The following is an 11481-nucleotide window of genomic DNA, read 5'->3' as shown; positions in this document are numbered from 1 at the left end:
AAATCCGCCGGGTCGTCGATGGTTTTCAACAAGTCGTACATCGTCGTTCCATTGTAGGAAAAGTTACGCGCCCGCTTTCTTCTTACGCTTCTCGAGGCCAATGGCGCGCGTCAGCGGGCTTCGCGTTCAACTCACCCGGTTCACCACCAGGTCGGCAAGCTCGGCCAGACGCCGCGCACGCTCACCGAAGGGCGCGAGCGCTTCGTGCGCATCGCGGTGCAGTTGCCCCGCCAAGGCACGCGAGGCATCGAGCCCGATAATCGATACGTAGGTGGGCTTGCCATCCTTCGCATCCTTGCCTGCGGTCTTGCCGAGGGTAGCGGAATCGGTCGTGACATCCAGGATATCGTCGACGACCTGGAATGCCAGCCCCACGGCGGCCGCATAAGCGTCCAACGCGCGCAGCGCGTCGGCGTCAGGCGCTGTCCCCGCCAGCGCCCCCATCCGGACCGACGCGCGCAGCAGGGCGCCCGTCTTCATCCGGTGCATCGTTTCGAGTTGTGGCCGCGTCAGCGTGAGCCCCACACTCGCCAAATCGATCGCTTGCCCGCCCGCCATCCCCAGCGAACCGCTCGCCACCGCGAGCTCGCGCACGAGCGCGGCCTGCGCGCGCGTATCGAGGGCCGTTTCGTCGGTCAGCACAACGAATGCCTGCGACTGCAAGGCATCGCCGACGAGCAGGGCCGTGGATTCGTCGTACTGAACGTGGACCGTCGGCTTGCCGCGGCGCAAGGCGTCGTCGTCCATGCACGGCATATCGTCGTGCACGAGCGAGTAGACGTGGATCATCTCGAGCGCGGCCGACGCCGCTTCGACGGCCTCGGGCCGTGCGCCGGTCAACTCGCCCGCGGCGTGCACGAGCAGGGGCCGCACGCGCTTGCCGCCGCCGAGCACCGCGTAGCGCATCGCTTCATGCAGACGCGCCGGTTCGGTTGCCGCTTCGGGCAAGTAACGTTCGAGTGCCGCTTCGACGCGCGCGAGCACCGCGCGCATCCATTCTTCAAAAGTCATAGATCGTCTCCGCTGTCCGCGGGGGCCGTACCGGAAGGCAGCGGCTTCAGCGTCTCGCCGTCGAGAACGCGCACCTGCTGCTCCACCTTCTCCAGCTGCTGCTGACAAAACGCCACGAGGGCCGCACCGCGCCGATACGCAGCCAATGATTCCTCGAGGCTCAGGGCGCCGCTCTCCATCCGGGAAACCAGCTCTTCCAACTCGGCCACTGCTGCTTCATAGTTCTGGGGCAGCGCCAAGTCCCCTGGTTCGCCGCCGGACACGGGCGCGGCCGCGCTTTCGGGTGCTGTGTTCGCCATCGGGATCGGGGTGAAATTAAAAACAAGTCGGACATTCTACGGCAAAAGCGTACAACCCGACCCATAGCTCACCGTTCGCGGGCACCCGGACGACGAGCAAAAAACAACACTTGCGCCATTGCCTCGGCAGCAAGGATCGGTTCTTGCACAGCCTTTTTTGACCCAAATCATGCACTTATGCGCCCCAAGAGAGGGGGAAAGGGTATAATCGCCGGTTCCCTAAATCGAATCTTCGATGGTTGGGTTGTTCGCTGCTTTCACGTTTTCATCGGGAGTGGGAATGTCCAATCTGAGCACTGCTTTGCAGCTCAAGGCCATTTCGAGCCAGCTGCCGGTCACGGCTTACTTCGACGAAGCGCTCCTCGCGCGAGAAATCGAAACACTTTTCAAGAAGGGTCCTCGCTACGTCGGGCATGAATTGATGGTGCCCGAGGCGGGGAATTATTTCGCGCTGCCAAGCGAGAACGAAGGGCGCGTGCTCGTCCGCAACCAACGTTCGCAGGTGGAGCTGCTGTCGAACGTCTGCCGCCATCGCCAGGCGATCATGCTTAATGGGCGCGGCCAGGCCGAGAACATCGTCTGTCCGCTGCACCGCTGGACGTACAACCTCGATGGCGAGTTGCTCGGCGCACCGCACTTCGCCGATAACCCCTGCCTGAACCTCGGCGCCACGGCGCTGCAGAACTGGCATGGCTTGCTCTTCGAGACACAAGGCCGCGATATCGCCAAGGATCTCGCGAAGCTCGGCACGCAGCAGCATTTCGACTTCTCGAACTACATGTTCGATCATGTCGAAGTACACGAGTGCAACTACAACTGGAAGACGTTCATCGAGGTCTACCTCGAGGACTACCACGTCGTGCCGTTCCATCCGGGCCTCGGCAGCTTCGTCAATTGCGACGATCTGACCTGGGAATTCGGCGATTGGTACAGCGTGCAGACAGTCGGGGTGCACAACGGTCTGGCCAAAGCCGGCAGCCCGATCTACCGCAAGTGGCACGACGAGGTGCTGCGCATGCGCGATGGAGCGCCGCCCGAGTACGGCGCCATCTGGATGGTGTATTACCCGGGGCTCATGATCGAGTGGTACCCGCACGTGCTGGTCGTCTCGTGGCTTATCCCGCGCGGCCCGCGGAAAACGACGAACATCGTCGAGTTCTATTACCCCGAGGAAATCGCGCTGTTCGAGCGTGAGTTCGTCGAGGCCGAGCGCGCCGCCTATATGGAAACCGCGCGCGAGGACGACGAAATCGCCGAACGCATGGACGCCGGCCGTCTGGCATTGCTCCAGCGCGGCGAATCGCAGGTCGGGCCGTATCAAAGCCCGATGGAAGACGGCATGCAGCATTTTCACGAGTTCCTGCGGCGCGAACTCGGCGATATCGGCTGACGACGATCGGCTGAGAAGGATCGGCTCCGGCGGTCATCCGGCCGGGCACTCCCCCGATCCCAAGACGGGCAAGATGGCGAACATGCCTCTTGCCCGTCTTTTTGTTTAGACTGCCATCATCCGCCGTCCACGCGCGGGCGCGCTCGTCAACTCGGAGTCCATCATGCCGCACACGCACTACACCACCCTGATCTCGGCCGACAATCTCGCCGAGCGCCTGTCCAACGCGCCGGGCAGCGTGCTCGTCTTCGACTGCAGTTTCGACCTCGCCGATCCCGACGCCGGAGAACGGGCCTATGCGGGAGGCCATCTCCCCGGCGCGCATTACCTGCATCTCGATCGCGACCTCTCGGGGGCGAAAACGGGCAAGAACGGGCGCCACCCGCTGCCAGAACGCGATGCGCTCGTTGCGAACCTCGCCAAGCACGGCCTGAAGCAGCATCAGCAGGTGGTGGCCTACGACGCGCAGGGCGGCAGTTATGCCGCGCGGCTTTGGTGGCTGCTGCGCTGGCTCGGACATGATTCCGTGGCGGTACTCGACGGCGGCCTGCAAGCATGGCAAGCCGCAGGGCAACAGCTCGAGACGGCGAGCCCGGCCACGCCCGGGCAAGGCGACTTCAAAGCCGCCGCGCCGCTGGCCGTCACCGTAGACGCCGCGCATGTGCTCGCCCATATCAAGGGTGGCGATCAGGTTGTCGTCGATGCGCGGTCTCCGGACCGGTACCGCGGCGAAAACGAGACGATCGACCCGGTTGCCGGCCATATCCCCGGCGCCGTGAACCGCTTCTTCAAGGACAACCTGACCGCCGACGGGCGGTTCAAGTCCGCCCATACGCTACGCGACGAGTTCGCCGCGGTGATCGGGCAAAAGCAGCCCGAACACGTCGTCCTGCAATGCGGCTCGGGTGTCACCGCCTGCCACAACGCGCTCGCCATGGAAGTCGCCGGGCTGCACGGCGCGGCGCTCTATGCCGGCTCGTGGAGCGAATGGTGCGCCGACCCGTCGCGGCCGGTCGCCACGGGCCCGAATCCGTAACGGCCTGACCGGGCAGCCGGACGCACGACACGCAATCGTCGGCAGGCGGGCACCGTTCGGTTGCCCCCCGCGCCGGCGCATGGTTTCCCGCGCTCGCTCCGCTGCGAGCCGATGCGCCGCGCATCGGCCCGGTTGCCCTCATCGGGCCGGTGTGTCTTTTAGAAATCTCGTGCTGGCTAACGAACCACTGGCGATCGATGACTGCGATCCATACGCGCCATTCTTGAACCTGTCGCCAGGAACGCTCAGATTGGAAATCTCCACAGCGGAGCCCGCCGGCAGCGCGTACTGCCAGGGGCCTAACGGCGCAACGCTAAGGATATTGCCGAAGAGCGCCGACGCTGCGCCATAGTGAAGCGCAACCCCGGCAGAGGAATGCTGGGTGTGCAATGTCCGGATCGTCACGACGTCCTCTGCCGAACGCTGGAGCAAGCGACGCGGCAGCCTGCTCGTGGTGGAGGTCTCCCCGTCCAGAACATGGAGACATTCCGGCTGTCCGGCAACCTTCAGCCATTTGACAACAACCTTCGTTCCTCTCAGCACCCATCGCGACCATGCCGGGCCGAGCGGCGTCAGCGTGATCGTGCGTTCGGGGTGCAGAGAGAGACTGGTGCAATAGCCGAGCGCATTGTTGCCCGTGTGACCGTCGGGCAACGAGACCATATGGGTGGCGAAAGGAGGATGGCTCATGGTATCGATGAATCGGGAGGCCGCCGCCTGGCGAGCACCCGATGCCTGATTGAAACCGAGGAGCCTACCCGGTCGATGCCCGATGCCTGATCGACAGGGCAAGAATTCAGACGATGTACCCTACGCGCGGTGGACGTCCGGACCGCCCAGCCGCGCGCACAACGGCTAGTGCAACTTCACGCGGGGCAGCGTCGTCCGCCGCAGCCAATGCGCGACAGTATCGAGCATCATCCGCGGATAGCCATGTAACGCCGCCACGTGCAGCCGATACAGCGACATATACATGAAGCGGGCAAACAAGCCTTCGATCAGCATGCTCCCGCCGATAAGGCCGCCCATCAGATTGCCCACGGCGCTGAAGTGGCCGAGCGACACGAGCGAACCGAAATCGCGATACGTGAATTCCGGCAGCGGCTTGCCCTCGAGCCGCTTCGACAGCGCATTCAGCAGAAAGCTGGCCTGTTGATGCGCGGCCTGGGCGCGCGGCGGAACGTTGCGTTCATTGCCCGGCCAGGGACACGCCGCGCAATCGCCGAGCGCGAAGATGTCGTAGTCGATCTCCGTTTGCAGGGTGCGGCGCACGCACAGCTGGCCCATGCGATTGATGGTGAGGCCATCGAGCTGGCTCAGCACGGGCGGGGCCTTGATGCCGGCAGCCCACACCGTCAGATCGGCGCGCACGACCTTGCCGCTCGCGGTACGGATGATGCCCGGCGCAACCTCGGCCACCGTCTCCCCGATCATCAGCTTCACCCCGAGCTTACGCAGCAGTTCGGCCGTCGCGCTGGATACCCGCTCTTGCAGCGCCGGCAAAATGCGCGGCCCAGCTTCGATGAGGACAATTCCGATATCGTGTCGCGGATCGAGCTTGTGCAAGCCATATGCCGACAAAACCTGCGCCGTATTGCGCAGCTCGGCGGATAGCTCGACGCCCGTGGCGCCGCCACCGACAATCGCCACCTGAATGCGCGGTTCCGTTTCCGTCGACGTACCCGGCCCCGACTCGACCGTCGCATGCGGTTGATGTTCGGCCCGCATACAGGCCGCGATCAGCCGCTTGCGAAACCGATCTGCCTGGGCGACGGTATCGAGCGCGATCGAATGTTCCGCGGCGCCGTTCACGCCGAAGAAGTGCGTCGTACTGCCTATTGCGACGACCAGCGTGTCGTACTCGAGCTCGCGTTGCGGCAGAATCTCGGCGCCGTCGGCGTCGATGACCGGTGCGATCGTGATGCGCTTGGCCGCTCGGTTCAGCCCCGCCAACGCGCCTTGCTGAAACTCGAAGCCATGCCAGCGAGCCTGAGCCGGATATTCGAGTTCCTGCGTGAACGGATCGAGACTGCCGGCCGCCACCTCGTGCAGCAACGGTTTCCAGATATGCGTCGGATAACGGTCGACCAGCGTCACGAGTGCGCGTGCCTCGCCGCCGTTTTTCCTTGCACCGTAGCGATCCCCAAGGCGCGTGGCCAGCTCGAGCCCGCCCGCCCCTCCTCCCACGACAATGAAACGATGCATGCCGATACTCCCTATGCCGTTGATAATTCGGTTCGGTCGCGCTCGTGAGGGCGGCGCGAGCACAAGCTCAGCCCATTGTCCGCGAAGGAGCACGCTCGCGGGAGGCCGTCACGGCTTATTGAAGCCATACGGGCGCGAGCATGAACGCGGGATCAGCGCATCAGCGCATCAATGCGCTTCCTCCCAATTCGCGCCAACGCCCACCTCCGCCACGAGCGGCACCTTCAGCGCCGCCACGCCGCACATCAATTGCGGCAGTTTCTCGCGGACGACAGACAGTTCGTCGTCAGGGACTTCGAGTACGAGTTCGTCATGGACCTGCATGATCATGCGGCTCTTGGCTTGCTCCCGTTCGAGCCACGCCTGGACCGCGATCATCGACATTTTGATGAGATCGGCTGCCGTGCCCTGCATCGGCGCGTTGATCGCCGCGCGTTCGGCCGCTTGCCGGCGCGGGCCATTGCCGCCGTTGATCTCGGGCAGCCATAGCCGGCGGCCGAAGACGGTTTCCACGTAGCCTTTGATCTTCGCGTTGGCACGCGTGTCGTCCATATAGCGCGCGACGCCGGGATAGCGGGCGAAGTAGCGGTCGATATACAGCTTGGCCGCATCGCGCGTGATGCCGAGGTTGGAGGCGAGCCCGAACGAGCTCATGCCGTAGATCAAGCCGAAATTGATCACCTTCGCGATGCGCCGCTGGTCGTTCGACACTTCGAGCGGCGTCACGCCGAACACTTCGGCCGCCGTCGCGCGGTGAATGTCTTCGCCTTGCGCGAAGGCACGCAGCAGCGATTCGTCGCCCGAGATATGCGCCATGATGCGCAACTCGATTTGCGAGTAATCGGCCGAGACGATCTTGCTGCCCTCGGGCGCGATGAACGCCTCGCGAATCCGGCGGCCTTCGCCCGTCCGCACAGGGATGTTCTGCAGGTTCGGATCGTTCGACGCAAGCCGCCCCGTCACCGCCACAGCCTGTGCGTAGTTCGTATGCACACGGCCCGTGTTCGGATTGACCATGCGGGGGAGCTTGTCGGTGTACGTCGACTTCAGCTTCGACAAGCCGCGATGTTCGAGCAGCAGCTTCGGAAGGGGGTAGTCTTCCGCGAGCTTTTGCAGCACTTCTTCGTCGGTCGACGGCGACCCGCTCGGGGTTTTCTTCACGACGGGCAACTGTAGCCGCTCGAAAAAGATCTGGCCGATCTGCTTCGGCGAGCCGAGGTTGAATTCGCCGCCGGCCAAGACGTAAGCTTCAGCCTCCAACTCGATGAGCCGTGCCGCGATTTCATTGCTTTGCTTGCGCAGCCGTTCGCTGTCGATCAGCACGCCGTTGCGCTCGATCTTGCGCAGGACCCGCGCCGTCGGCAGTTCGATATCGCGATAGACATGCAGCAAGCCCTCCTCGGATGCGATCTGCGGAAACAGCGCTTCGTGCAACTGGAACGTGACGTCGGCATCCTCGGCGGCGTATTCAGCCGCCTTATCGAGCGGGACTTCGTCGAATCCGATCTGCTGGGCGCCCTTGCCCGCCACGTCTTCGTACTTGATCGTCTTGACGCCGAGATGACGCGACGCGAGGCTGTCCATGTCATGCGGACGATGCGACTCGAGCACATACGATTCGAGCAGCGTGTCATGCTCGACGCCGTCCAGTTCGATGCCGTGATTGGCCAGCACTTGCTCGTCGTACTTCAGGTGCTGGCCCACCTTCTTCTTGTCATGGCTCTCAAGCCAGGGTTTGAGCTTGGCCAATACCTCATCGCGCGGCAATTGCGTGGGCACATCCGGCCCGCGGTGAGCGACGGGCACATAGGCCGCGCAGCCCGCGCCGACGGACAAGGAGAAACCGACGATTTCGGCCACCATCGGATCGAGCGAAGTGGTTTCCGTATCGAACGACGTCAATTCGGCCGCATCGATCTTGGCGAGCCACGTATCGAAGTGCTCCCACGTCTGCACCGTCTCGTAGCAACGCTCGGGGGCGATCGTGGGAGCGGGCTGCGCCGCGAGCACGCCCGAGGGCTCCGTTTCGCCGGCCAGGGCCTGCGCATCCTGCGCGCCTTCGATCAGCGCTTCGACTTCGCGCAGCCATGTTCGGAAGCCGTGCCGCATGAACAAATCGCGCAGTTCGAGCGGCGATTCGGGACGGGACGGCAACGTTTCATCGATCGAGGCGACGTGTTCGGTCAAATCGCAAGCGCGCTCGACCGTCACCAGCTTTCTTGCCAGCGGGAGAAAATCCAGCGCGCGGCGCAGGTTATCGCCCACGACACCCTTGATCTCGCCCGCATGCTGGACCACGCCATCGAGCGTTTCGTATTGCGTGAGCCATTTGACGGCCGTCTTCGGCCCGCACTTCTCGACGCCGGGCACGTTATCGACGGTATCGCCGATTAGCGAGAGGTAATCGACGATGCGTTCGGGCGGCACGCCGAACTTGGCGATCACGCCGTCGCGGTCGAGCGTTTCGTTCGTCATCGTGTTGACGAGCTTGACCTGGTCGCTCACGAGTTGCGCCAGATCCTTGTCGCCCGTGGAGACGACGACGTGCATGCCTTCGCGTTCCGCGGCGGCCGCGAGCGTGCCGTTGACGTCATCGGCTTCGACGCCGTCCACCATCAGCAGCGGCCATCCAAGGGCGCGCACCGCGAAATGGATCGGCTCGATCTGCTTGGAAAGGTCATCGGGCATGGACGGACGATGGGCCTTGTACTCCGGGTACCAATCGTCACGGAACGTCTTGCCCTTTGCGTCGAAGACGCACGCGCTATACTCTGCGGTGACATCCTTGCGCATGCGCCGCAACATGTTGATGAATCCGTAGATGGCCCCCGTCGGCTCGCCGTCCGGGCCACGCAAGTCAGGCATTGCATGGTAGGCCCGATACAGATAGCTTGATCCGTCGACCAAAACGAGGGTCTTACCTTTCAGGTTCCGTTCTGCAGGCATTATGAACAAAAGAAAAGTGATTCCGAGTCTGCGATCGCTCGCAGATCAAGAGCGTGCAACGGCCAAGAAGGCCCGCGCGTCGTGGCAGATGTTCACGATTATGGCAGAGTTCATCGAGGCCACCGAGTACCTTTCGGAGATCCGTCCGGCCGTCAGCATTTACGGTTCGGCACGCCTCAAGCCGAGCTCGCCGCACTACAAGCTGGCGACACAGATTGCCCGCAAGCTGTCCGATGCCGGCTTCGCCGTCATTTCGGGCGGCGGCCCCGGCATCATGGAAGCCGCGAACAAGGGAGCCCATGCGGGCAAGGCGCCGTCGGTCGGGCTGAACATCGAATTGCCTCATGAGCAATCGGGCAATCAGTGGCAAGACATCTCGCTGCGTTTCCGCCACTTCTTCACGCGCAAGGTCACGTTCGTCAAGAACTCCGATGCCGTGATCGTCATGCCGGGCGGCTTCGGCACGCTCGATGAACTGGCCGAAGTGCTGACGCTGATTCAAACGAAGAAGTCGCGGCACGTGCCGATCATTCTCGTGGGCAGCGAGTTCTGGAAGGGGCTGCTGCACTGGTTCGAAACGGCACTGGTGCCGATGGGCCTCATCAATCCGGAAGACATGAACCTCATGCAGGTGATCGACGATCCCGATCAAGTGTTGGAGGCTGTCTTGGCCTTCTACGAGGATCGCGGCGAGGCCGAACCGCATGCGGCCAAGTCGGATGAAGACCGGATGTTCTATCTGTGAGCGAGGGCATGGGCGTGCGCAAGCCCTCGCTCGTTGCCTTGCAGCGGACGCGCTCTGCTTCCGCTGCAAGGCACGAACCGGGACACTACTCCGGGGCCGATGGTCCGACCTATGGCGATAGCTTTGGCCGAACAAGACGGCCAGACACCGCTCGACCCCGATGAGCTTGCGGGGCTGATACCGACACACCTGCGCCGCTATCCCTTCAGCGCCGGCCCCGTCGAAGCCCGAACGACCAGGTGCGGCGCGGACGTCACGCACACCCGCGGCTCACGCGCGCCCGCTACCGTCGCTCGTGCTCCCGACGTTTCGATCAACTCCAGCAACAACTCGACGGCAAGTTCCGCCGCTTCGACCGTCGGCACGGCAACCGTAGTCAGCGCGGGCCGCGACTCCCTCGCAAGTTCGATGTCCGTGATCCCGATAACGGACAGATCGCGCGGCACATCCAAGCCAAGGTCGGCAGCCGCCTGCATCACCCCCAGCGCCGGCAAGTCATTCGACACGAACAACGCAGTGAGATCGGGGTGCGCCTTCAGTAAATCGAGCGCCGCGGCATAGCCTCCTTGCGTCGTATCGGGTGCATACAGCACCGGCGCCGCCGCGCCATCGAGCCCCGCCGCCCGCATCGCATCGATGAATCCGTCATAACGCGCCGCATGGATTCCATACACCTTGCTGCCGACGATCGCGCCAATCCGCCGATGCCCGAGTTCGAGCAGATGGCGCGCCGCCAATTCCCCCGCCAATCGAAAATCCACCGCCACGCATGGCAACCCCGGCGGATCGAGCGGCCGCTCCCACATGCACAGCACGACCGGCGCACCACGCAATTCGGTCATCCGCAAATCCTCGAAGTCGAGATTCGCGTTCATCACGAGTACGCCTTCGGATAACGTCCCGGCAATCTGATCGACGTAGGCTCGTCCGGTCTGCGGATCGCCTGCCGTATTGCAGATGATCAGGAACTGCCCCCTGCGCCGCACCGCGTTCTCCACGGCCAGGGCGAACTCCGGGTAAAACGGGTTGGCGATACTCGAGACCATCAGCGCGATCGTCGGCGCCCGCCCCTCTGCCAACGCACGCGCCGGCAAATGCGGCCGATAGCCCAGCGCCGCGATCGCTTCGAGCACCCGCTGGCGCGTCGCCTCGCCCACGCGCCCTTTGTTGCGCAGCACGTTCGAAACCGTGGCGGCCGTCACGCCCGCCCGGGCAGCCACTTCATTCAGCGTCGTCATTGCAGAGGTCTCAATAAATGGGATGGTCATCCAACATTTGCGCGATCGCCGCGAGCACGGCACCATGCGTCTAACAATCAGTACGGAAATTCGTACGACTATCGGAGACGCAGCGCCGGTCGCCTCGCGATCGATTTTTTAGGGTGTGATGATTAAGCGCTTAATCATCGATCCGCGCTGATTAGAACATGGAGACGGCACGATGGCGAGCATTTCGTTACGCGGTGTGCAGAAGGCATACGGCGATGGTCCACCGGTCATTCGAGGCGTCGATCTCGAGATCGGCAAGAACGAATTCTGTGTCTTTCTCGGCCCGTCGGGCTGCGGCAAGTCCACCTTGCTGCGGATGATCGCCGGCCTCGAGGATGTGACGGACGGAGACGTCTCGATCGGTGGCAAGCTCGTCAACGACGTCCCGGCGGCGCAGCGCGGCGTGGCCATGGTCTTCCAAAGCTACGCGCTGTTTCCGCACATGACCGTCTACGAGAACATGGCCTTCGGCCTGAAGCTCGCGAAGACACCGAAAGCCGAGATCGATCGGAAAGTACGCGACGCCGCGCGCATCCTGCAACTCGATGCGCTGCTCGATCGACATCCGAAGGCACTCTCGG

10 protein-coding genes are annotated in these 11481 nt (G+C 63.4%); 4 read left to right on the top strand and 6 right to left on the bottom strand.

The genetic code is table 11. The features are described 5' to 3' along the window. Nucleotides 1-126: 126 nt before the first annotated feature. Both ACTHL0_RS20035 and ACTHL0_RS20030 read right to left on the bottom strand, forming a co-directional pair. Nucleotides 127-1011 (bottom strand): polyprenyl synthetase family protein, encoded by an 885-nt coding sequence (locus tag ACTHL0_RS20035; protein ID WP_440568624.1) that lies wholly within the window; start codon nt 1009-1011, stop codon nt 127-129. Continuing rightward, entirely contained in the window at nt 1008-1310 is a 303-nt protein-coding gene (locus tag ACTHL0_RS20030) for an exodeoxyribonuclease VII small subunit (RefSeq protein WP_440568623.1), read from the bottom strand. The genes ACTHL0_RS20035 and ACTHL0_RS20030 overlap by 4 nt, the downstream gene beginning before the upstream one ends. Before the next feature lie 280 nt (nt 1311-1590). On the opposite strand from ACTHL0_RS20030, the gene ACTHL0_RS20025 reads away from it, so the two are divergent. Together ACTHL0_RS20025 and ACTHL0_RS20020 are read left to right on the top strand one after the other, a co-directional pair. After that, on the top strand, nt 1591-2700 hold the full coding sequence (locus tag ACTHL0_RS20025; RefSeq protein WP_440568621.1) for an aromatic ring-hydroxylating oxygenase subunit alpha: 1110 nt from the start codon (nt 1591-1593) through the stop codon (nt 2698-2700). Between the two features lie 163 nt (nt 2701-2863). Beyond that, nucleotides 2864-3736 carry a sulfurtransferase gene (locus ACTHL0_RS20020; protein ID WP_440568619.1) on the top strand — a complete coding sequence of 291 codons (873 nt, stop codon included), beginning with the start codon at nt 2864-2866 and terminating at the stop codon, nt 3734-3736. Between the two features lie 138 nt (nt 3737-3874). Here ACTHL0_RS20020 and ACTHL0_RS20015 read toward each other — a convergent pair whose 3' ends face one another. From ACTHL0_RS20015 to polA, 3 genes are all read right to left on the bottom strand, one after another. Then, on the bottom strand, nt 3875-4426 hold the full coding sequence (locus tag ACTHL0_RS20015; protein WP_440568618.1) for a hypothetical protein: 552 nt from the start codon (nt 4424-4426) through the stop codon (nt 3875-3877). Between the two features lie 165 nt (nt 4427-4591). Further along, on the bottom strand, nt 4592-5941 hold the full coding sequence (locus ACTHL0_RS20010; protein WP_440568617.1) for an NAD(P)/FAD-dependent oxidoreductase: 1350 nt from the start codon (nt 5939-5941) through the stop codon (nt 4592-4594). Nucleotides 5942-6109: 168 nt separating this feature from the next. After that, on the bottom strand, nt 6110-8887 hold the full coding sequence (gene polA / locus ACTHL0_RS20005) for a DNA polymerase I (protein ID WP_440568616.1): 2778 nt from the start codon (nt 8885-8887) through the stop codon (nt 6110-6112). Nucleotide 8888: 1 nt separating this feature from the next. Here polA and ACTHL0_RS20000 point away from each other — a divergent pair, with 1 nt between their 5' ends. Beyond that, nucleotides 8889-9632, top strand: coding sequence for a TIGR00730 family Rossman fold protein (locus ACTHL0_RS20000; protein ID WP_440568615.1), 744 nt, complete (start codon nt 8889-8891; stop codon nt 9630-9632). A 197-nt stretch (nt 9633-9829) separates the two neighbouring features. Here ACTHL0_RS20000 and ACTHL0_RS19995 read toward each other — a convergent pair whose 3' ends face one another. Further along, on the bottom strand, nt 9830-10870 hold the full coding sequence (locus ACTHL0_RS19995; RefSeq protein ID WP_440568614.1) for a LacI family DNA-binding transcriptional regulator: 1041 nt from the start codon (nt 10868-10870) through the stop codon (nt 9830-9832). A gap of 202 nt (nt 10871-11072) precedes the next feature. Here ACTHL0_RS19995 and ACTHL0_RS19990 point away from each other — a divergent pair. Continuing rightward, nucleotides 11073-11481, top strand: a 409-nt coding sequence (locus tag ACTHL0_RS19990; protein ID WP_440568612.1) for an ABC transporter ATP-binding protein, incomplete at its 3' end; no start/stop codon positions are given.

Source organism: Trinickia sp. (genome assembly GCF_051961175.1).
In the GTDB taxonomy this organism is placed as follows: Bacteria; Pseudomonadota; Gammaproteobacteria; order Burkholderiales; family Burkholderiaceae; genus Trinickia.
The sequence above is the reverse complement of the archived record's forward strand: the minus strand, read 5'-3'. Positions and strand labels throughout refer to the sequence as shown.

What these genes read in the sequence shown, in the direction of transcription:
- ACTHL0_RS20035 (WP_440568624.1), bottom strand. Translation starts at nt 1,011, where the DNA reads ATGACTTTTGAAGAATGGATGCGCGCGGTGCTCGCGCGCGTCGAAGCG.
- ACTHL0_RS20030 (WP_440568623.1), bottom strand. Translation starts at nt 1,310, where the DNA reads ATGGCGAACACAGCACCCGAAAGCGCGGCCGCGCCCGTGTCCGGCGGC.
- ACTHL0_RS20025 (WP_440568621.1), top strand. Translation starts at nt 1,591, where the DNA reads ATGTCCAATCTGAGCACTGCTTTGCAGCTCAAGGCCATTTCGAGCCAG.
- ACTHL0_RS20020 (WP_440568619.1), top strand. Translation starts at nt 2,864, where the DNA reads ATGCCGCACACGCACTACACCACCCTGATCTCGGCCGACAATCTCGCC.
- ACTHL0_RS20015 (WP_440568618.1), bottom strand. Translation starts at nt 4,426, where the DNA reads ATGAGCCATCCTCCTTTCGCCACCCATATGGTCTCGTTGCCCGACGGT.
- ACTHL0_RS20010 (WP_440568617.1), bottom strand. Translation starts at nt 5,941, where the DNA reads ATGCATCGTTTCATTGTCGTGGGAGGAGGGGCGGGCGGGCTCGAGCTG.
- polA (WP_440568616.1), bottom strand. Translation starts at nt 8,887, where the DNA reads ATGCCTGCAGAACGGAACCTGAAAGGTAAGACCCTCGTTTTGGTCGAC.
- ACTHL0_RS20000 (WP_440568615.1), top strand. Translation starts at nt 8,889, where the DNA reads ATGAACAAAAGAAAAGTGATTCCGAGTCTGCGATCGCTCGCAGATCAA.
- ACTHL0_RS19995 (WP_440568614.1), bottom strand. Translation starts at nt 10,870, where the DNA reads ATGACGACGCTGAATGAAGTGGCTGCCCGGGCGGGCGTGACGGCCGCC.